The following is a 19745-nucleotide window of genomic DNA, read 5'->3' on the forward strand; positions in this document are numbered from 1 at the left end:
GGCACCCGGCAGATGGTGCGCTGGTGACCGCCCGGCCGCACAATAGCCGCATGGCTCTCGACACCCCGGACGGCGATGTCCTGCGTGTCCTGATCGTCGATGACCACCGCGTCGTGCGGGCCGGCCTCGTCGCGTTCCTCGGCACAGAGGAGGGCATCGAGGTGGTCGGTGACGCCGCCGACGGCCGTGCCGCGCTCGAGCAGATCGCCGTCCTCGAGGGCCAAGGCATGCTGCCGGACGTCGTGCTCATGGACCTGCGGATGCCACGACTGGACGGCGTGGGTGCGACCCGAGAGGTCAAGTCCCGCTGGCCGGCTGTCGAGGTCGTCGTCGTCACGTCGTTCACCGAGACCGAGACCGTGCGCGCAGCCCTCGAGGCGGGAGCGAGCGGCTACCTGCTCAAGGATGCCGCGGCAGAGGAGGTGGCTGCGGCAGTTCGGGCGGCTGCGGCGGGCCAGATGCACCTCGACCCAGCCATCGCCAAAGCTCTGACCACCTCTCTTCGCACTCCGCGCAGCGCGGCCGACGAGTTGACGACGCGCGAGCGGGAGGTGCTCGTGCTCGTCGCGACCGGCGTGACGAACCGGGAGATCGGGCGGCGCCTCGGGGTCGCGGAGCGGACCGCCCGCACCCATGTGTCGAACATCCTCGGCAAGCTCGGGCTCTCCTCCCGCACCCAGGCGGCGCTGTGGGCCGTCCGGGAAGGCCTCGTCGAGGAGTCGACGTGAGCACCCCGGACGACCAGAGGACGCTTCGTTCGACCTCGATGCCGACCATGCCCCTGATCGAGCCTGCCGAGGCCGCGACGAAGAGCGTCGAGGACCAGCTCGTCGAGCTCTTCTTCGACCGTGCCCCGATGGGGGTCGCGGTCTTCGACACCGACCTGCGGCTGCAGCGGTGCAACAAGACCTGGACGCACTTCTACGAGCACTACCTCGGCGTCGGCCCCGACTACACCTCGCCGGGCGTGACCCTCAACGAGCTCATCCCAGGCAACGAGGAGTCGGTGCAGGCCCTCGTCGATGCCGCTCTGGCCGGCCAGGTCATCCGCCAGGCGGCACACCGCATCGCCATCCCGGGACGCGAGACGTTCTGGGACGTCGTCTTCGCGCCGCTCTACGAGGACGGTCGCATCGTCGGGGTCGTCGACATCGTCACCGACGCGACCGACCGAGTGCTCTCGCTGCGCCGGCTCCAGGCCAGGGTCGCGACGTTCACCCGCGTCGCCACGGCCATGTCCCTCGACCAGCCACTGGACGCGATCCTGTCCGGGATCGTTTCGGCCGTCGGTGAGACGACGAGCGCGTATGGCGCCTCCGTCGTGTCGTGGGACTCGTCCGGCCAGCGGGCCGCCGTCGCGCACGCCGACCCGGCGTTGGGGGAGGGACTGGCGGATGCGATCGCGCAGACCTGGTCGCGCGACGATATGCCTGTCCGTGCGCCGGAGGGACCGCGAGTGATCCGCCGGCATGGGATGCGGCAGGTCGTCCTCGACAACCCTGCGTTCGAGGCGCTGCGCCCGTATGCCGTGACCGCCACTTGGGACGAGCTCGTCATCGTTCCCCTCATTGCCTCCGGGCTCTCCTTCGGGGAGCTGCACGTCTACCTCGACCCGGGCACCGAGCTCGACTCCGATGACGAGCAGTACCTCGTGGCGCTCGCCGACCAAGCCGCCGTGGCCGCCCAGAACGCGGAGCTCTTCGCCGCCGGTAGCAAGGCGGCCGAGCTCGAGGCGCGCCACCAGATCGCCCGCGACCTGCACGACTCTGTGAGCCAGGCCCTCTTCTCGATGACGCTGCACTCGGCCGCCGCCGCCCGTCATCTCGAAGCGACCGGGCTGGCGGACCACCCGGCTGCGACCCAAGTAGCCGAGTTGCGGGCCCTGACGCAGGGCGCCCTGGCCGAGATGCGGGCCCTCATCTTCGAGCTGCGACCCGATGCGCTCGCCGAGGAGGGGCTGGCCTCGGCCCTGACCAAGCAGGCTGCGGCGATCTCGTCGCGGGAGCGGCTCACCGTGCGAGTCGAGGCGAAGGGCGACGTGACGGGCCTTGCGCCCGAGGTCGAGGAGCATCTCTATCGCCTCGTCCTGGAGTCGGTCCACAACGCGGTCAAGCACGCCGAGGCAAGCCGGATCGACGTCGGTCTCTCGGTCAGCACCGATGGCGCGGCGCTCCTCGTGACAGTGCGTGACGACGGGCGGGGTTTCGACGCGGGTCAGTCGTATCCGGGTCACCTCGGGTTGCACACGATGGCTGAGCGGGCCGAGTCGATGGGTGCCACCCTCACCACCACGTCTCGGCCCGGTCGCGGGACGACGGTGTCGGTGTCGGTCCCCCTCCGCTGAGCCGGGGGCCGCCACGGTCCTACGTCATTCGGCCGAGACGGGATCGGCCGAAGATCCCGAGGCAACCGGGATGATCGGCCGATCCGGCCGAATGCCCTTGTCCGCGAACCTGGTTGGTGTCAGGGAACCCCACAGCCAGTTGACCCGGAGGTCTGGTCATGACCATTCTCGACACCACCACCCAGCCATCGCGTCCGACCACCAACCCGACGAGCATCGCGCCCTCGGGCTCTGACCGCCCCTTCACTCCGGTCCTCGTCGTCGCCGCCGACCACCGCATCCGCACAGCCCTGTCCGCCATCGTCACTGCGACAGCGCATCTCGAGCTCACCGGGCGGGCCGCCTCCGGCATCGAGGCCCGTGACCTGCTCGCCCACGACCGGCGGCGGCACGTCGTCATCGTCGACCTCGACGTGCCGGTCACGGCCGGGCCACTGGCGCTGATCGCAGACCTCGCCCAGAGCCACGTCGTCATCGCCCTCACCGCACGACACGCCGTCACGGTGTCTGCGCGCTCCGCCGGGGCGGTTGCGTCCGTCTCGACCATCGAGGAGGTCGAGTGCGCGATGTCGTGGGCCACCTGGCACAGCGCCGTCCGCGACGCCAAGACTGACGAGCCAACCCGTCGATCCGGTTCTGCACCCGACCGCGTCCGCCCGAGGTCGTCCGCGGACCTCACCGCGGTTCTCCTCGCGGCCTTCCTGCCCCCATGGGCCTTCTGGTTCTCGGCCATCGCCCACGATGCCGGCCTCATCGGCTGGCGTCTCCCGCAAGGGGCAGCCCTGTGGTCGATGTTCCTACCCCTGGTTGCCGTCGTCGCCTGGCGCTTCGGGCGACCGGGGCTGCGCGACCTGGCCTCCCGCGTCACCCGCTGGAAGGTTCCCGTGCGGGCATATGCCGCCGCGCTGCTCGCTCCACTCGTCATCGGTGCGAGCGCCGTCGGCGCCGCGAGGGCTCTCGGGGCCGGTGACCCGACCGGTCAGGTCCTGGCAGCCGGCCCGGCGCTCGGCTATCTCGTCACCGGCACCGGTGTCTTCCTGCTCACCGAGGAGCTGGCCTGGCGCGGTGTGCTCCTGCCACGGTTCCTTGCCCGGTGGAGCCCGTGGCACGCCTCGCTGGTGCTCGGCCTTGTCTGGGCGGCGTGGCACCTCCCCCTGCTCCAGGTCCGCAGCGGGAGCGACGCAGGCGCACCGGTGCTCGGCTTTCTCCTGCTCGTCGTGGCGACGAGTGTGCTGATGACGGCTGTCGTTGGGCTCGGCCGGGGGAGCGTGCTCGTCGCCGCACTGGCCCATGCCGCGCTCGATGCCTCCTACAGCTGGTTCGGCGTCGTCGGGCCAGACCACCGCGTCTTCTGGTCGACCGTGGCCCTGACCTCCCTCGCTGCCGTCGCCCTCGTCGTCGCCACCGGGGGGCGGCTCTGGACGAACGTCGAGAGCAGTGAGTCACCCGTCGTCACCCCAAGGTGAACACTGCATCCGAGCGCGCGGGCGAGCGTGTGCTTCGTGGAAGGGTCACTCACGTCGAGACGTGGGTGACCCTTCCACGCCCTTCGCGGATGGCCCCGAGCGGCGGATCAGCCCGGGTCAGGACCCTGGGGGGCCGGCGCGTAGCCCTCGTCGGCCAGCCACTGGCGGGCTCGCCCGCGTTGAGAGTCGTTCTCGATCTCGTGCCACTGCTCGAGCAGACCCACCTGCTCGAGCACGTCCCTGAAGTGGCGGAAGGCCCCTCGCCCGGAGATGGCCCGATCGAGGCGGTCCCGCAGGTGCTCGTCCGCCTGCTGGTCGATGAACCACTCCATGTCCCGGTATGCCGACCTCGAGCCCAACGAGTCGATGTATAGCCACCGGTCCGGGTCGAAGTCGTCGGTGTCCTCGCCAGGCAGCTCCCCGGTCTCGACGAGGTACTCGAAGGCCGAGCCCGGCAGGACGTCGCCGTTGCTCAGGTCGATGCGGCCCGCCGGGTAGTCGGGTTGCGACTCCAGCACGTACGCCAGTTCCTCCAGATCGACCGGGAGCGGGCGCAGCAGCGGCACCGGCCCGTCACCGAGGACGCCCGCCAGGGCGGCCGACAGCTCCTCGTCGCCGTCCCACTGTCGCGCGTCGAGACGACGGCGACACTCCCGGGCGAGTGCCGCTGCCCCCGCCGTACCCACACCGACCTCCCGCACCAGCGCGCCGCCGACGAGTTGGAGCGAGTGCTCGGACAGGCCCACCCTGCGCAGGCGTCCGATGAACCGGTCGCCGCCCTCGTGTGCGGTGACCCTGAGCTGCTGGACCTCGTCACCGTCCATGTCACCTGTCTACCGCACTCGTCAACGAAACGTGGTGCCGAGGGCGGGCGATGCGCGCCCCGAGCGCTACTGGGGCCGGCGCGACGAGCACAACTGTGCGGTGACCGTACCGTGCAGTGGCGCCACCGCACCGCCGCGACGCCCACGCTGATGCGGATCCTTCAGGCGTTCTGCCCGTCCTCGGTGAGCTTCATCGGTCACTCCTTCGGTATGCCGCTCGGCGAGCGGGCTCTCGGGTGTGCGGTCGTGTGGGTGGCGGAGCGTGGGGATGGCGCCGGCACGGTAGCCGGCCCAGGCCAAGTCGATGATGCCGCGGCCCCATGACCCCGCCGATCGAGTGCTTCACCCAGCTCTCGCCGCCTTCGCTCACGTTGTAGCGAGGTGACGCGATCAGTCAGCGGGTCGCCTCGCGCAGCGTCGACAGGCCCATGTAGAGCGCTCCGATGATGAGCAGCACTCCCACCCCCTGCCCGAGGTGCCCGAGCACGATCGAGACGATGGCCCAGATCCCGAAGGCCGCGACCACGACGACGCCGGCTCCGAGCAGGAGCGGGACGAGGCGCCGGCGCAGCAGGGCCTCGATGACGATCATCGCGCCGCCGAGCCAGAGGATGGCCTGGGTCGAGGCAAGGCCGACCAACATGAGGATGCCGAGGATGAGCAGCCCCAACGACGCAGACAGCGCCGTCCACACCCGCAGCGCCCGGCCCTGGACGAGCTGGTCCTGGCCCAGCGGCAGGGCGCGATGCCGCAGGTGCGCATGCGGTGACTGCACGGGAGCGGGCCTTTCGAGGGACCGTTCGGCACCCTCCAGGAGGGAGGTCAGCTCGGCGACCTGTCGCCGGGTCTCGGCGACTTCGTGATCCAGCTCCACGACCTGCCTGCCAGGGTGGTTGCTCGGTATGCCCAGCGCCATCTCTGCGGCATGAGCCCCCCGCAGCACGTCCCGGCGTTCACTGAGCCGCTGCTCTGACTCTGCCAGCCGGGTGACGAGGCGGTCGCGAATGCTGACGATCTCGTCATGCGCCTCCGCGGCTGTCGGCGCGAGCATGTCCAGCGCAGCCCAGGCGACTGGCCGCTCCCACGACGCACGCAGCGTGCCGTTCCGGTTGTACCGAAGGCCCGCAGGCGCACGCTCCCCACCGAACGGGTCCTCGGTGTCGAGACCCCAGAGGCCGGAGTAGTTGCGGACCCACGGTGTCGTGTCCTCGACCAGCACCGGTGTCCAGGCCAGGTCGCCGCCCTCACCGACCGTGGCCCCGTCTCCGCGCTTGTAGTCGATGTAGGGGATACGGAGCAGCCCGGCACCATCGCCCTTGAAGATGGCCGAAACCCTGCTCAACCAGGCCGGCAACGGTAGCTCCGACGTGATGAGGTACTCACCCTGCAGGTATGAGCCGGAGTGCGACCCCGCGCCGGCGAACACCACCGGGTGCTCCCCCACCCGGGACAGGTCAGGATCGTCCCAACGCCGTCGCAGGTCGGCTCCGACCTCGTCGTGTGACGAGTAGGCGACCCACGCGGGCCGAAGTGCCGCGGTCTCAGTCGCGACCACCTCTTCGGGCACGAGGTAGATCGTGACCTGCTCCCAGTCGCTCTCGTGGTCGTTGACACCGCCGAACGTCGAGCGCCAGTCGTTCATGGCGTAGAAGTACCAGTACTGCAGGATCGTGTAGCCGCCGTCGCACGTCACGTGGGCGTAGTAGTGCGGTTGCTGGTAGTGCTCGCTGCGAACGTAGGCCTCGTGCGCAGCGGCCGCGAAGCCACCGGGCACTCGGCCTCGGAGCAGGAGGGTGAGCCGCAGGCCGACGTCGATGAGCCGGGACGGCAGGCTGACCGCTGCGAAACGACTTGAGGCCCGGAACTTCTCCCGCTCGGGTCGCCGCCGCCAGGCTCGGTATTCTCGACGGTTCAGGGCGGCCTCGACGTGTTCGAGGGAGAGGTTGTGATCGGCTTCGGAGAGGCCGAGCTCCGCGAGCCCGTCGAGAGTCAGGCTGCCCCGCTCTGCCAGCACTCGCACCTGTTGGCCGTCGCGGGCCACGAGTCGAGAGTCGGCGACGTAGTCGGCCACCGACATCGGCAGGAAGAGCTCACCGTGCACGTAGCGGATCACCGGCTCGAAGCGCCGCAGCAGCGCAAGGTCCTGCGCCGGGTCACGCACCATGCGTCGCACTGTAGCGACTGCGGGGGTCGAGGCGGCCCAATCCAACCCCAACCTCCCCGAACGGACTGTTCGAGGTCGAGCGGGTCGCCCGAAAACTGGTGGAGCGCGGTCACCCGGGCCACCTAGGGTTGATGGGCCATGCAAGACTTCCCGCCCCCCGTTGCCGCCTATGTCGAGCGGACCGCCGACGAGCCTGACACCCGCTCGCCGCGGGCGTTCCTGCTCTGGGTCATCCGCGCACAGGGCAGCGTGTTCTGGTGGGGTCTGCTCGCTGCGCTGATGTGGATGGTGCCGCAGACCGTCGGGCCGTGGATCGTCGGCAGGGCCATCGACACCGGCATTGTCGCCGGCGATAGCGACATGACGATCCGGTGGGCGCTCGTCCTCACGGGCGTCACCGTGATCGGTGCGGTGTCCGGGATCGTCTTCCACACCTTCATCGTCAAGGAATGGCTGATCGCCCTCTACGGGACGACCAAGCTGGTCACCCGCAAGACCCTCCAGCTCGGCCACATCCTGACCCGGCGCACCCCGACCGGCGAGGTCCTGTCCGTCTCGGGCAGTGACGGCGACCAGTTCGGCGCGCTCATGGAGATCACCACCCGGGCCGTCGCCCAGCTCGCGGCCTACCTCGTGGTCGCGGCGATCGTCCTGCAGACCTCTGCCCGGATGGGTCTGCTCGTCCTCGTGGCCGCGCCGCTCCTCGTCATCCTCGACACCCCGCTGCTGCGGCCGATGCAGCGGTGGCAGGGCGTGGAGCGGGCCCGTAACTCGGAGCTCACCTCCATGGCGACAGACATCGTCGGCGGCCTGCGGATCCTGCGCGGCATCGGCGGTGAGGACACCTTCGGCGGCAACTACGCCGGCCAGTCCCAGCGGGTCCGGCAGGCCGGTGTGGCCGCCGGCCGGTGGCAGGGCGCAGTCGAGTCCGTCGGCGTCCTGCTCTCCGGCGGGTTCGTGGTCGCACTGCTCTGGATGGGCACCCGCGAGGTCGCCGTGGGCCGCCTGACCATCGGCGAGTTCGTCAGCTTCCTCGGCTACGGCCTCTTCCTCGTCCAGCCGATGCGGACCTTCGTCGAGTTCGCGCAGAAGTGGACCCGCTCGGTCGTCTCGGCTCGCAAGGCCATCGCGGTCCTCGAGCAGCAGCCGCCGTGGCGGCACCCCGCGGCGCCGACCCGCCTCCCGCATTTCGCGTCGATCCACGACGAGGCGTCCGGAGTGACGATCCACCCTGGCCGTCTGACCATGGTCGTCTCGTCCGTGCCCGACGACTCGGCGGCGCTCGCCGACCGGATCGGCCGCTACCTCCCCGCCGATGAGGGCGCTCTGGTCAGCGAGGAGATCCCGGAGGAGCTCAAGGGTCGAGCCGCCCGCCGGGAGCGGAGCGCCAGGGTCCGAGCCCGGGCCGAGCAGGCCCACCGCGACGAGGTGCGAGCCGATCGCGCGTGGGGCGTCAGCATCGGTGGCGTCGACCTCTGCCGGGCCGACCTCGATGAGATACGCCGCCGGATCCTCGTCAGCGACACGTCGCCGCACGTCTTCGCCGGCACCCTCCGCGAAGCGATCGACGTGCACGGCACCCTTACCCGTGCCGAGGCCGAACGCGCCCTGCACACTGCCGCCGCCGATGACGTCTTCGACGTGCTCCCCGGCGGCTGGCAGGGCCACCTCGACGAGTGCGGCCGCGGGCTCTCCGGCGGTCAGCGGCAGCGTCTCGTCCTGATGCGAGCCCTCGCTGCCGACCCCGAGGTCCTCGTCCTCGTCGAGCCGACGAGTGCCGTCGACGCCCACACGGAGGCCCGGATCGCCGAGCGCCTCGGCGGACACCGTGCGGGACGGACCACGGTCGTCATGACGGCCAGCCCGCTCCTGCTGCACCACGCCGACGAGGTCATCCTCCTCGAAGCCGGGCGGGCCACCGCTCGTGGCCGGCACGCTGACCTCCTCGCGAGCACAGCGGCATACCGCTCGTTGGTGGTCCGGGACGAGCCACCGACCACGCAGCCCGAGGGAGGTGTCCGGTGAGCCGGGTCGAGACTGCCGGTGCCTCCCCGCTGCCGGCCACCCTCGCGCGAGCCTCGGCAGACACGTGGGAGTCATGCAACCCTCACGAGGCGATCCCCGTCGAGCTGCGGCCACCACGTGACGCCACGGCCCAGCAGCGGGCCCGGGCGCTGCGCACGCGGCACCTGCTCCGCGAGCGGCGGGCCAAGGAGTTCGTCGCGGCGACGATGCACCCCGACCATGGCCTGCCGATCGCCGAGAACCGGCAGGTCGTCACCTTCATGGGCCGGCTTCTCGCGGACCATCGCCCATGGGTCGTGCTCGTCGTCCTCGCCAACGTTCTGGCCGCAACCGCGGGACTGCTCGTGCCGCGTTACCTCGGCACACTCGTCGACGAGACGGTCTCCCATGTCGAGGCCGGCCAGACGAGCGCTGCCCTCGCCGCAGCGAACTCGATGGCGATGCTCGTCGCCGGGCTGGTCATCGTCCAGGCGCTCTTCACCTTCGCCGCGAAGGCCTCGTCGGCGGTTCTCGGCCAGGGCGTGCTCGCCGCGGCCCGAGAGTACGTCGTGCGCGCCATCCTCCGACTCCCGCTGAGCAGGGTCGAGAGCGCGAGCTCCGGCGACCTCGTCACCCGCGTCACCCGGGATGTCGGCACGATGAGCGAGTCGGTGCGGTGGGCCCTGCCCGAGGCCATCGTCGCGTCGATCACCGTCGTGCTCACGGTCGTCGCCATGGTCGCGAACTCGTGGGTCCTGGCGTTGCCGTCGGTCATCCTGATGGCCCTCTCGCTCATCCAGGTGCGGCGCTACCTCGAGCGCGCGCCGAAGGGCTACCTCACCGAGGGCGGCACGTACTCCCGGATCAACACGACCCTGACCGAGACCGTCGAGGGCGCGCGCACCGTCGAGGCGCTCCGAATCGGGGGGCACCGGCTCGGGCAGGGCGACCTCGACATCGAGGTGTCGGCCCAGGCCGAGCGCTACACGCTGACGCTGCGCAACCTGCTCTTCGCCGTCATGGACTTCGCGTTCAGCGCGCCGCGGGTCCTCGTCCTGCTCATCGGCGCGCTCGGCTACCTGCAGGGCTGGGCCTCACTGGGGCAGATCACCACGGCGGTCCTCTACGCCGAAGCGCTGTGGGGCCCGTTCGACATGCTCGTCTCGACGATCGACCGCATCCAGGTCGGCATGGCCTCGACGACCCGCCTGCTGGGCATCGCCACCGTTCTGCCGGACCGCACCCCGGGCGTCGACGAGCCGGCCGGTGCCGAGCTGATCGGCGCCGATCTGCGCTACGCCTACCGCGACGGACACGATGTCCTGCACGACATCGACCTCGACCTGTTCCCCGGCGAACGGCTGGCAGTCGTCGGCCCGTCGGGGTCGGGCAAGTCGACGCTCGGCCGCCTCCTCGCCGGCATCCATGCTCCGCGTACCGGCTCGGTCACCGTCGGCGGCGTCGAGCTGACCTGCCTGCCGCTCGACCGGCTCCGCACCGAGGTCGCCCTCGTGACGCAGGAGCACCACGTCTTCATCGGCACGCTGCGCGACAACGTCGTCCTCGCCCGCGAGGGGGCGAGCGACGACGACGTCCTCGCGGCCCTGAGGGCGGTCGAGGCGACCGACTGGGTCATGCGCCTGCCCGATCGTCTCGACACGCGCCTCGGCTCGGGCAGCCTCGCACTCACCCCGGGACGCGCCCAGCAGGTGGCGCTCGCCCGGCTCATCCTCGCCGACCCGCACACGATCGTGCTCGACGAGGCGACCTCGCTGATCGACCCCCGCACCGCGCGCCACCTCGAGGGCTCGATGAGTGCCTTGCTCACCGACCGCACCGTGGTCGCGATCGCGCACCGCCTCCACACCGCGCATGACGCGGACCGGATCGCGGTTGTCATCGACGGGCGGATCGTCGAGCTCGGCAGCCACGAGCAGCTCGTCGCCCGGGATGGGGAGTATGCCGCTCTCTGGCGTGCCTGGACGTCGTGACCACCCGCCGATCGCGGGGGGCCGACTCGACGGAAGCACACGATCGGAGGGAGAGTGGCCTTATGAGCGACGCAGGAAGCACCCAGGGACAGACGAGCTACGTGATCATCGGAGGCGGTCTAGCAGCGGCCAAGGCGGTCGAGGGGATCCGCGAGGCGGACGCCGACAGCCCGGTCACCGTCGTCACCGCGGAACCCCACCTGCCGTACGAGCGGCCACCCCTGTCCAAGGGGCTGATGCTGGACAAGGAGGGGCCCGACGTCGTCTTCACCCATGACAAGGACTGGTATGACGAACAGCACGTCGACCTCAGGATCGGCGACGCGGCCACCGCGATCGACCCGCAGGCCCACACGGTCACTCTCACCGACGGCGCGACCATCCGGTGGGACAAGCTCCTGCTCGCGACCGGGTCCTCCGTGCGCACCCTGCAGATCGACGGTGCCGACCTGCAGGACGTCTTCTACCTGCGCACCCTCGAGGACAGCGAGGCGATCAAGGCTCGCCTCGTCGCCGGCAGCGACGTCGTCATCGTGGGCGCCGGCTGGATCGGCCTCGAGATCGCCGCGGCAGCCCGCGAGCACGGTTGCGAGGTCACCGTCGTCGAGCCGCAGCCGACCCCGCTGCACGCCGTTGTCGGCCCCGAGGTCGGCGGGTGGTTCGCCGACCTGCACCGTTCGCACGGTGTGGAGTTCCGGTTCGGCGACGGCGTGGAGCGCTTCACCGGCACTGACGAAGGCGCGGTCGACGGCGTCGTCACCTCCTCGGGCGCCACGATCGCCGCCGACACCGTCGTCGTCGGGGTAGGTATCCGGCCCAACACCGGTCTTGCCGAGGCGGCCGGGCTCACCGTCGACAACGGGGTCGTCACGGACGCGCAACTTCGTACCTCCAACCCCGACATCTGGGCCGCAGGCGATGTCGCGAACTGGTACAGCACGACCCTCGACACCCGGCTGCGGGTCGAGCACTGGGCCAACGCGAATGACTCCGGTGCCGCGGCCGGGAAGGCGATGGCGGGCGCGGATGTCACCTTCGACCCGATCCCGTTCTTCTTCAGCGACCAGTACGACATCGGGCTCGAATACTCCGGCTACGTGCCGCGTGGCGTCACGCCCGAGGTCGTCCTGCGCGGCGACCCGAAGACCAACGAGTTCATGGCCTTCTGGCTCGACGGGGAGCGGATTCTCGCCGGCATGCACGTCAACATGTGGGACACGATCCCGGCGATCGAGCAGCTGATCCGTGAGGGGAAACCCGTCGACCGCACGAAGCTGGCCGACCTAGCGGTGGACCTCTCCGAGGCAGCATCCTGATCGACATCGGCCATTTCGCACCCTAATCCCCGTATCCATCCGTATCGTCGGACATGGAGGTTGGGCGCCGGGGGGCGAACAGCAAGCCAGGGAGTATGCCGCTGAGCCCCCTCCCAGCGACCAGTACCGTTGGGGGGTGGGCTCGCCCGGCCCCGGCTGCGGGGCGCCCACCTCCGTCATCAGGTGAGCTTGACGGTCGCCGAGGCGATGAGGATCCCGAGGGCGAGGGCGAGCAGGATCAGCACGTCGAGGCCCTTGTTGCGCACGGCGATGCCCCCGGCGCCCGATCGTGTCGTGACCGCCCTGACGAGTGCTGCCACGGCGAAGCCGCCGGCCATGGCCTGACCGCCGAGCCGCACCTGCCCGAGCCAGAACAGCACGAGCCCGGCGCCGACCGCTGCGGCGACGAGCCACCACGGGCCGAGCCGGCGGAACCCGCTCCCGCGCAAGGTCATCCAGCGAGCCGAGCAGCGGTGGCCTGCTCGGCGGCATCGACGATGTTCGTCAGGAGCATCGCTCGGGTCATCGGCCCGACACCGCCGGGGTTGGGTGCGACCCAGCCGGCCACCTGCGCCACGTCGGCTGCGACGTCACCGGCGATCCGGCCCTCGACCCGGCTCACGCCGACGTCGAGCACGGCGGCGCCCGGCTTGACCATGTCAGCGGTGACGATGTTGGGTACTCCCGCGGCAGCCACGACCACATCGGCCTGAGCCACCTCGGCCGCCAGGTCCTTCGTGCCGGTGTGACAGATGGTGACCGTGGCGTTCTCGGACCTGCGGGTCAGGATCAGGCCGAGCGGTCGGCCGACGGTCAGGCCACGTCCGATGACGGTGACCTTGGCTCCCGCGATCGGGACCTCGAAGCGACGCAGCAGCTCTACGATGCCGATCGGGGTACAGGGCAACGAAGCACGCTTGCCGAGCACGAGCCAGCCGAGGTTCATCGGGTGCAGGCCGTCCACGTCCTTGGTCGGGTCGACCCGGGAGAGCAGGGCCATCTCGTCGAGCCCGGTCGGCTGCTGGACGAGGAAGCCGGTGCAGGCCGGGTCGGCGTTGAGCTCGTCGATGACGGACTCGACCTCGGCCTGGGTCGCGGTCGCCGGGAGGTCTCGACGGATGCTGGTGATGCCGATCTCGAGGCAGTCCTGGTGCTTGGCGCCGACGTACCACAGGCTCGCCGGATCGTCACCGACCAGGACGGTCCCCAGCCCGGGCACGACGCCCAGCTCCGCGAGTGCCGAGACGCGGTCCTTCAGCTCTGCCTTGATCACCCTGAGGGTGGCCTTGCCGTCGAGGATCTGTGCCGTCACGGCGCCCATCCTCGCATGCCGCGCGCGATTGGACGTGCAGCCCCGGGCATGCTCCGTGAGGGCGCTATCGTTCCCCGGGTGACCGTCAGGGCAGAACATTCGGACGATGGCAGACAGGCAGACAGCGCGGAGGTATCGCCGCCTCCAGGGCTGCGTTCGGCAGAGCGGATCACCTTCTTCACCGACGCGGTCGTCGCCATCGCGTTGACGCTGCTGATCATCCCGCTGCTCGAGAGCGTGATCGACTCCGAGGGACAAGGCCACACCGGGCATCAGTGGCTCGTCGAGCACGGCGGCCTGCTACCCGGATTCGCGCTGTCCTTCGTGCTCATCGCGACGTTCTGGATGGGCCACCACTCGCTGTACGAGCATGTCCGCGCGCTCACGCCGGCGATGACCTGGCTCAACGTGCTGTGGATGTTCACGATCGTCTGGCTACCCGTCGCGACAGCGATCACGGGGCTGCGGACCGACCGGACGAGCGTGTCCATCTACATCGGCACCCTCGTCGTCACGAGCGTGACGGCGCTGGCGGTCAACCTCATCGTCGAGCGCCGGCCGGTCACCTGGGTGCCCGGCAACCCGCCCACGGGACGGAGCATCGGGGTGGCCGCAGCCTTGAGCATCCTCTATGCCGTCGCCCTGGTGGTGGCACTCGTGATCGCCACAGTGGCCCCCGAGGGACAGCGCGGCAACGCGTACTACGCCCTGTTCGTCCTCGCGCTCACCTCGCCGTTGGCCCGGGTGCTCCGTAGGGTCCTGTCGACCCGGCCGGCGGCGACCCGGCCCTGAGACCGAAGCCGGCGCGGCCGCCTGCACGCCGCAGAACGGTCGATCGCGCTGGATGCTGCACGCTCGATCCGTGGTTCTGCACGCTCGATCGGGAGTACTGCACGCTCGATCCGTGGTTCTGCACGCTCGATCGGGAGCGGGCGGGCGGGCGCACGCCATACGACTGCGCTCAGATGAGGCCGAGTTGCTTGACGGCATCCCGCTCACCGGCGAGCTCTGCCATGGATGCGTCGATCTTGCCGCGGGAGAAGTCGTCGATATCGAGGCCTTGCACGATCGACCACTGGCCGTCCTTCACCGTGACGGGGAAGGACGAGATGAGCCCCTCCTGCACGCCGTAGGACCCGTCCGAGCGGACCGCCATCGAGACCCAGTCACCCTCGGCAGTGCCGGTCAGCCAGGTGCGGGCGTGGTCGATCGTCGCCGACGCGGCCGACGCCGCCGAGGAGGCACCGCGCGCCGCGATGATCGCGGCGCCGCGCTTGGCGACGGTCGGGATGAAGGTGTTCGCGATCCACTCCTGGTCACCCACCGCCTCGGCCGCGTTCTTGCCGCCGACCTCCGCGTGGTAGATGTCAGGGTACTGCGTCGCCGAGTGGTTGCCCCAGATCGTCATCTTGCGGATCTCGGCGACCGGCACGCCGAGCTTGGTGGCGAGCTGACCGATCGCGCGGTTGTGGTCCAGGCGTGTGAGGGCCGAGAACCGCTCGGCCGGGATGTCGGGGGCATTGCTCATCGCGATGAGGCAGTTGGTGTTGGCGGGGTTGCCGGTGACGACGACGTGGATGTCGTCGGCGGCGACCTCGTTCAGGGCCTTGCCCTGCGGGGCGAAGATGCCGCCGTTGGCCTCGAGCAGGTCGCCCCGCTCCATGCCCGGACCGCGGGGGCGGGCACCGACGAGCAGCGCGAGGTTGACGCCGTCGAAGACCTTCGCCGCGTCGTCGCCGATCTCGACCCCGGCGAGCGTCGGGAAGGCGCAGTCGTCAAGCTCCATGACGACGCCCTCGAGGGCCCCCAGCGCCGGCGTGATCTCGAGCAGGCGCAGCTCGACGGGCGTCTCGGGGCCGAGGATCGCGCCACTCGCGATACGGAACAGGATGCTGTAGCCGATCTGGCCGGCGGCGCCGGTGACGGCGACCTTGACTGGAGATGTGCTCACGGTAGGCCCTTCACGAGGAGCGGTGTGGACCCTCCCGAAACTATCAGTCGACGGGGGCGCGCTCCGAGGCCAGGTCTCAGTTGTCGAGCACGGGCTGTCCCTGCTCGTCCAGCTCGGCATTGCGGATGTCGTCGGTCGACCCGTCCACGTCCAGTGCCGACTTGTCCTCGCCGGTGATGAAGTGGAACGTCGCGCCGGCGATCAGACCGCCGAGCAGCGGCGCCACCCAGAAGAGCCAGAGCTGGCCCGGGGCGCCGTCGCCGTTGAAGAATGCCACGGCGGTCGAACGGGCCGGGTTGACCGAGGCATTGCTGACTGGGATCGCCACGAGATAGGCGGCGGTCAGCGCGAGACCGATGGCGAGGGGGGCGAATCCGCGGGGTGCATCGTCCTTCGTGGTGCCGAGCACGACGTAGACGAAGAACGCGGTGACGATCGCCTCGAGTGCGAGCGCGCCACCGAGCCCGAACCCGCCGGGGGAGTGGGCGCCATACCCGTTGGCGGCCAGGTTGCCCGTCGTGGACATCCCCTTCGATGAGACGAGGCCTGCGAGAGCCGCCCCGGCGGCGAGACCGCCGAGCACCTGCGCGACGACGTAGCCAGGGACATCTCGCCACTCGAACCGGTTCGAGACGGCGAGGCCGAGAGTGACCGCTGGGTTGAAGTGCGCTCCGGAGACGTGCCCCATCGCGTAGGCCATCGTCAGGTAGCCGAGGCCGAAGGCAAGGGCGATGCCGAGGTGGCCGATGCCGAGCTGGACCGGCTGGCTGTCCGACAGGGCCTGGACCATGAACTTGCCGTTGAAGATGGCCGCACCGCAGCCGATGAAGACGAGCCAGAACGTACCGAGTGCCTCGACCGAGAGACGAGAGAGCAGTCTCGGCTGGTACATCGGTCTCCTCCGGATGGGTCGGGTACGGCGCTTGAGCGGTTCGTGTCTCGCAGCGTAATGGACCAACCGGACAGGCCCGGCTGCGAATCACCGACCGATCTGCGCGTACACCTGCTCGGCGTGGACCTTCGCGGCCTGCCACCATTCGGGGTTGTCGCGGTACCACTGGACGGTCTGGGCGAGCCCGGCCCGGATGTCGCCGTAGCGCGGCCGCCAGTCGGTCTCCCGTCGCAGCTTGCCCGAGTCGATGGCATAGCGCAGGTCGTGCCCGGGCCGGTCGCTCACGTGCTCGAACCAGTCGGCCGGCCGGTCCATGAGGTCGAGCAGGGTCGCGACGATCTCGAGGTTGTTCCGCTCGCCGTCGGCGCCGATGAGGTAGGTCTCGCCGAGTCGGCCCTGTTCGATGATCGCGACGACGGCGTCGTTGTGGTCGTCGACATGGATCCAGTCGCGCACGTTCGTGCCGGACCCGTACACCTTCGGCCGGATGCCCTGCAGGATGTTGGTGACCTGGCGCGGGATGAACTTCTCGACGTGCTGGCGCGGACCGTAGTTGTTCGAGCAGTTCGAGATCGTCGCGCTGATCCCGAACGAGCGGATCCACGCGCGCACCAGCAGGTCGGCGCTCGCCTTGCTCGCCGAGTAGGGGCTCGACGGGTTGACCGGCGTCGCCTCGACGAACCGGTCCGGGTCGTCGAGCTCGAGATCGCCGTAGACCTCGTCGGTCGAGATGTGGTGGATTCGCTTGTCGTGGCGGCGCACCGCCTCCAGCAGCCGGAAGGTCCCGACGATGTTCGACTCGATGAACGGCCACGGGTGCTCGAGGCTGTTGTCGTTGTGCGACTCGGCGGCGAAGTGGATCACCAGGTCGTGCTCGGCCACCAGCCGGTCGACGAGGGCCTCGTCGGCGACATCGCCGACCACGAGGTGCACGTCCGCCGCCCCGTCGCCGAGGACGGGGGCGAGCGAGTCGCGGTGAGCGGCATACGTCAGCTTGTCGAGGACCGTCACCGACCACTCTGGGCGGGTCTCGCGTGCACGCAGCACGAAGTTCGATCCGATGAAGCCGGCACCGCCGGTCACGAGGACACGCATGGGGCCAGCCTAATGATCCGCCGGTGCGAGCGGACCGAGACCGGTAACCTCGCATGGCATGAAGGGGATCATCCTCGCCGGGGGGAGCGGGACGCGACTGCACCCGATCACCCGCGCGATCAGCAAGCAGCTCATGCCCGTCTACGACAAGCCGATGGTCTACTACCCGCTCTCCACGCTCATGATGGCCGGCATCCGCGAGATCCTCGTCATCACGACCCCGCACGACAGCGAGCAGTTCCAGCGGCTGCTCGGCGACGGGTCGCAGTGGGGGACGAGCATCACGTATGCCGTCCAGGCGCGTCCCGAGGGTCTCGCCCAGGCGTTCGTGCTGGGCGCCGACTTCATCGGGCCCGAGAAGGTGGCCCTGGTCCTCGGAGACAACATCTTCTTCGGCCCGGGGCTCGGCACGCGCCTGGCCGACAACGTCGACGTCGACGGCGGGCACATCTTCGCCCAGCGGGTCTCGGACCCGACCGCCTACGGCGTCGTCGAGTTCGACGAGGCCGGCCGGGTCCTGTCGATCGAGGAGAAGCCGGCCAACCCGAAGTCGCCCTACGCGGTGCCGGGCCTCTACTTCTACGACAACGAGGTCGTCGAGATCGCGAAGGGCCTCATCCCGAGTGCCCGCGGCGAGCTCGAGATCACCGCGGTCAACGAGGCCTACCTCAAGCGGGGGTCGCTGACGGTCAGCGTGCTGCCGCGAGGGACGGCCTGGTTCGACACCGGCACGTTCGAGGGGCTCATCGAGGCGAGCCAGTTCGTGCACGTCATCGAGGCTCGGCAGGGACAGAAGATCGGCTGCCTCGAGGAGGTGGCCTGGCGCAACGGGTGGATCGACGACGAGCGACTGGCCCGGCACGGGGACGACCAGCTCAAGAGCGGCTACGGCGCCTACCTGCACAGCCTGCTCGTCGACGGCGGGGGGTTGCTCTGATGCAGATCCGAGCGCTGTCGGTCGCTGGGGCGTTCGAGATCACGCCGCGCCAGTTCCCCGACGACCGGGGTGTCTTCCTCGAGTCGTTCCGCGGCGATCGTCTCGGCGAGGTGATCGGGCACCGGATGGAGGTCGCGCAGACCAACGTCTCCGTCTCCTCCCGCGGGACGCTGCGCGGGATCCATTTCGCGGACGTGCCGGTCGGGCAGGCGAAGTACATCACCGCCCTGACCGGTGCGCTGATCGACTTCGTCGTCGACCTGCGCGTCGGGTCGCCCACCTTCGGCCGATGGGACTCGGTCCTGCTCGATGCCGCCGACCGTCGAGCGGTCTACCTCGCCGAGGGCCTGGGGCACGCGTTCGTCGCGCTCGAGGACGGCACGACCGCCCACTACCTGTGCTCCTCGGCCTACAGCCCGACGGCCGAGCACGGCATCCACCCGCTCGACCCGGCGGTCGGGCTGGCGTTGCCCGACGGTCTGGAGCCGATCCTGTCGCCGAAGGACACAGCGGCACCCAGTCTCGAGGAGGCTGTGGCGTCAGGTCTGCTGCCCACCCACGAGGCGTGCACTGCCTTCTATACGCAGCTCGCGTCGGGCGCCGGCCGGTCGGCCAGGTAGCGACCGAGGGACGCCCGCCACGGGCCGACCGGCGCGATGCCTGCCGCGTCGAGCTCGACGTGGCCGAGCACGCTCCACGCCGGCCGGGGCGCGGGCCGCGGGAAGGCCGCCGTCGTGGTCGGTTCCACCCGCTCCGGGTCGAGACCGAGCTCCTCGAAGATCGCCCGCGTGAAGCCGAACCAGGTCACCTGCCCCCGGCTCGTCCCGTGGTACGTGCCGTATGGCGCTGCGCCGGCGACCAAGCGCACGACGAGGTCCGCGAGGTCGACCGTCCACGTCGGCTGGCCCACCTGGTCGTCGACGACGGCGAGGGTCTCGCGTTCCCCGGCGAGACGACGCATCGTCGCGACGAAGTTCGGTCCCGCCGCGCCGTACAGCCAGGCGGTCCGGACGACCCACGACATAGGGCACAGCGCGCGGACGGCCCACTCGCCGGCCGCCTTGGTCCGGCCGTAGGCCGAGCGTGGGCACACGGGGGCGTCGGCGGCATACGGCTCCGTGGCCTGCCCGTCGAAGACGTAGTCCGTCGAGACCTGCACGAGCTGTGCCTCAGCCGCTGCGGCTGCGCGAGCGATGTTGGCCGCGCCGAGCGCGTTGACCGAGAACGCCTGCGGCTCATGGGTCTCCGCGTCGTCGACAGCGGTCCAGGCGGCCGCGTTGACGACCAGATCGTGCCCCGCCGCTGCGATACGACAGGCGTCCGGGTCGGTCACGTCGAGGTCGGCGCGCGCCAGCGCGGTCACCTCGTGTCCCGCGGTCCGCAGTGCCGGGACGAGGTCGTGCCCGAGCATCCCCCGGGCACCCGTGACGAGGACACGGCTCATCGGAT

At 70.2% G+C, this 19745-nt stretch carries 17 protein-coding genes; 9 read left to right on the plus strand and 8 right to left on the minus strand.

Annotated elements, in window-relative coordinates; all coding sequences use genetic code 11:
• Window positions 1–50: 50 nt before the first annotated feature.
• From L0H79_RS02200 to L0H79_RS02210, 3 genes are all read left to right on the plus strand, one after another.
• Complete coding sequence (locus L0H79_RS02200) at window positions 51–728, plus strand: response regulator transcription factor (protein ID WP_301482904.1); 678 nt, start codon at window positions 51–53, stop codon at window positions 726–728.
• Window positions 725–2344: an ATP-binding protein gene (locus tag L0H79_RS02205; RefSeq protein ID WP_301482906.1), complete on the plus strand. Its 1620-nt coding sequence runs from the start codon at window positions 725–727 to the stop codon at window positions 2342–2344. Before L0H79_RS02200 ends, L0H79_RS02205 begins: the two co-directional genes overlap by 4 nt.
• Window positions 2345–2502: 158 nt before the next feature.
• Window positions 2503–3810, plus strand: a complete 1308-nt coding sequence (locus L0H79_RS02210; RefSeq protein WP_301482907.1) for a CPBP family glutamic-type intramembrane protease — start codon at window positions 2503–2505, stop codon at window positions 3808–3810.
• A 107-nt stretch (window positions 3811–3917) separates the two neighbouring features.
• Here the strand turns inward: L0H79_RS02210 and L0H79_RS02215 are convergent, their stop codons facing one another.
• Together L0H79_RS02215 and L0H79_RS02220 are read right to left on the minus strand one after the other, a co-directional pair.
• Window positions 3918–4634, minus strand: a complete 717-nt coding sequence (locus L0H79_RS02215) for a UPF0158 family protein (protein ID WP_301482908.1) — start codon at window positions 4632–4634, stop codon at window positions 3918–3920.
• Between the two features lie 394 nt (window positions 4635–5028).
• Window positions 5029–6798: a hypothetical protein gene (locus L0H79_RS02220; RefSeq protein WP_301482909.1), complete on the minus strand. Its 1770-nt coding sequence runs from the start codon at window positions 6796–6798 to the stop codon at window positions 5029–5031.
• Between the two features lie 138 nt (window positions 6799–6936).
• On the opposite strand from L0H79_RS02220, the gene L0H79_RS02225 reads away from it, so the two are divergent.
• From L0H79_RS02225 to L0H79_RS02235, 3 genes are all read left to right on the plus strand, one after another.
• Window positions 6937–8823, plus strand: coding sequence for an ABC transporter ATP-binding protein (locus tag L0H79_RS02225; protein ID WP_301482910.1), 1887 nt, complete (start codon window positions 6937–6939; stop codon window positions 8821–8823).
• Window positions 8820–10793: an ABC transporter ATP-binding protein gene (locus L0H79_RS02230; protein ID WP_301482911.1), complete on the plus strand. Its 1974-nt coding sequence runs from the start codon at window positions 8820–8822 to the stop codon at window positions 10791–10793. The genes L0H79_RS02225 and L0H79_RS02230 overlap by 4 nt, the downstream gene beginning before the upstream one ends.
• A gap of 62 nt (window positions 10794–10855) precedes the next feature.
• Window positions 10856–12109: an NAD(P)/FAD-dependent oxidoreductase gene (locus L0H79_RS02235; protein ID WP_301482912.1), complete on the plus strand. Its 1254-nt coding sequence runs from the start codon at window positions 10856–10858 to the stop codon at window positions 12107–12109.
• Window positions 12110–12288: 179 nt separating this feature from the next.
• On the opposite strand, the gene L0H79_RS02240 is transcribed toward L0H79_RS02235, so the two are convergent.
• Together L0H79_RS02240 and L0H79_RS02245 are read right to left on the minus strand one after the other, a co-directional pair.
• A complete protein-coding gene (locus L0H79_RS02240; RefSeq protein ID WP_301482913.1) occupies window positions 12289–12564 on the minus strand; it encodes a DUF3017 domain-containing protein in 276 nt (91 codons plus the stop codon).
• Window positions 12561–13421, minus strand: coding sequence for a bifunctional methylenetetrahydrofolate dehydrogenase/methenyltetrahydrofolate cyclohydrolase (locus L0H79_RS02245; protein ID WP_301482914.1), 861 nt, complete (start codon window positions 13419–13421; stop codon window positions 12561–12563). The genes L0H79_RS02240 and L0H79_RS02245 overlap by 4 nt, the downstream gene beginning before the upstream one ends.
• Before the next feature lie 78 nt (window positions 13422–13499).
• Here L0H79_RS02245 and L0H79_RS02250 point away from each other — a divergent pair, with 78 nt between their 5' ends.
• A complete protein-coding gene (locus L0H79_RS02250; RefSeq protein WP_301482915.1) occupies window positions 13500–14213 on the plus strand; it encodes a TMEM175 family protein in 714 nt (237 codons plus the stop codon).
• Window positions 14214–14382: 169 nt separating this feature from the next.
• Here the strand turns inward: L0H79_RS02250 and L0H79_RS02255 are convergent, their stop codons facing one another.
• From L0H79_RS02255 to rfbB, 3 genes are all read right to left on the minus strand, one after another.
• The gene (locus L0H79_RS02255; protein WP_301482916.1) at window positions 14383–15372 is read right to left on the minus strand and encodes a malate dehydrogenase; all 990 of its coding nucleotides are present in this window, start codon (window positions 15370–15372) and stop codon (window positions 14383–14385) included.
• Between the two features lie 76 nt (window positions 15373–15448).
• The gene (gene aqpZ / locus L0H79_RS02260; protein ID WP_301482917.1) at window positions 15449–16264 is read right to left on the minus strand and encodes an aquaporin Z; all 816 of its coding nucleotides are present in this window, start codon (window positions 16262–16264) and stop codon (window positions 15449–15451) included.
• An 87-nt stretch (window positions 16265–16351) separates the two neighbouring features.
• Entirely contained in the window at window positions 16352–17359 is a 1008-nt protein-coding gene (gene rfbB, locus L0H79_RS02265; protein ID WP_301482918.1) for a dTDP-glucose 4,6-dehydratase, read from the minus strand.
• A gap of 58 nt (window positions 17360–17417) precedes the next feature.
• Between rfbB and rfbA the strand changes: the two genes are divergently transcribed.
• Together rfbA and L0H79_RS02275 are read left to right on the plus strand one after the other, a co-directional pair.
• Entirely contained in the window at window positions 17418–18296 is an 879-nt protein-coding gene (gene rfbA, locus L0H79_RS02270; RefSeq protein WP_301482919.1) for a glucose-1-phosphate thymidylyltransferase RfbA, read from the plus strand.
• Window positions 18296–18916 (plus strand): dTDP-4-dehydrorhamnose 3,5-epimerase family protein, encoded by a 621-nt coding sequence (locus tag L0H79_RS02275; protein ID WP_301482920.1) that lies wholly within the window; start codon window positions 18296–18298, stop codon window positions 18914–18916. The genes rfbA and L0H79_RS02275 overlap by 1 nt, the downstream gene beginning before the upstream one ends.
• On the opposite strand, the gene rfbD is transcribed toward L0H79_RS02275, so the two are convergent.
• The gene (gene rfbD, locus L0H79_RS02280; protein WP_301482921.1) at window positions 18874–19740 is read right to left on the minus strand and encodes a dTDP-4-dehydrorhamnose reductase; all 867 of its coding nucleotides are present in this window, start codon (window positions 19738–19740) and stop codon (window positions 18874–18876) included. The genes L0H79_RS02275 and rfbD overlap by 43 nt on opposite strands.
• Window positions 19741–19745: the final 5 nt, after the last annotated feature.

This window comes from Intrasporangium sp., from assembly GCF_030452765.1.
Classification (GTDB): Bacteria; Actinomycetota; Actinomycetes; order Actinomycetales; family Dermatophilaceae; genus Intrasporangium_A.

Coding starts and splice junctions, on each gene's coding strand:
- L0H79_RS02225 (WP_301482910.1), top strand. CDS start 6,937: ATGCAAGACTTCCCGCCCCCCGTTGCCGCCTATGTCGAGCGGACCGCC.
- rfbD (WP_301482921.1), bottom strand. CDS start 19,740: ATGAGCCGTGTCCTCGTCACGGGTGCCCGGGGGATGCTCGGGCACGAC.
- L0H79_RS02275 (WP_301482920.1), top strand. CDS start 18,296: ATGCAGATCCGAGCGCTGTCGGTCGCTGGGGCGTTCGAGATCACGCCG.
- L0H79_RS02220 (WP_301482909.1), bottom strand. CDS start 6,798: ATGGTGCGTGACCCGGCGCAGGACCTTGCGCTGCTGCGGCGCTTCGAG.
- L0H79_RS02210 (WP_301482907.1), top strand. CDS start 2,503: ATGACCATTCTCGACACCACCACCCAGCCATCGCGTCCGACCACCAAC.
- aqpZ (WP_301482917.1), bottom strand. CDS start 16,264: ATGTACCAGCCGAGACTGCTCTCTCGTCTCTCGGTCGAGGCACTCGGT.
- rfbB (WP_301482918.1), bottom strand. CDS start 17,359: ATGCGTGTCCTCGTGACCGGCGGTGCCGGCTTCATCGGATCGAACTTC.
- L0H79_RS02200 (WP_301482904.1), top strand. CDS start 51: ATGGCTCTCGACACCCCGGACGGCGATGTCCTGCGTGTCCTGATCGTC.
- L0H79_RS02235 (WP_301482912.1), top strand. CDS start 10,856: ATGAGCGACGCAGGAAGCACCCAGGGACAGACGAGCTACGTGATCATC.
- L0H79_RS02215 (WP_301482908.1), bottom strand. CDS start 4,634: ATGGACGGTGACGAGGTCCAGCAGCTCAGGGTCACCGCACACGAGGGC.
- L0H79_RS02240 (WP_301482913.1), bottom strand. CDS start 12,564: ATGACCTTGCGCGGGAGCGGGTTCCGCCGGCTCGGCCCGTGGTGGCTC.
- rfbA (WP_301482919.1), top strand. CDS start 17,418: ATGAAGGGGATCATCCTCGCCGGGGGGAGCGGGACGCGACTGCACCCG.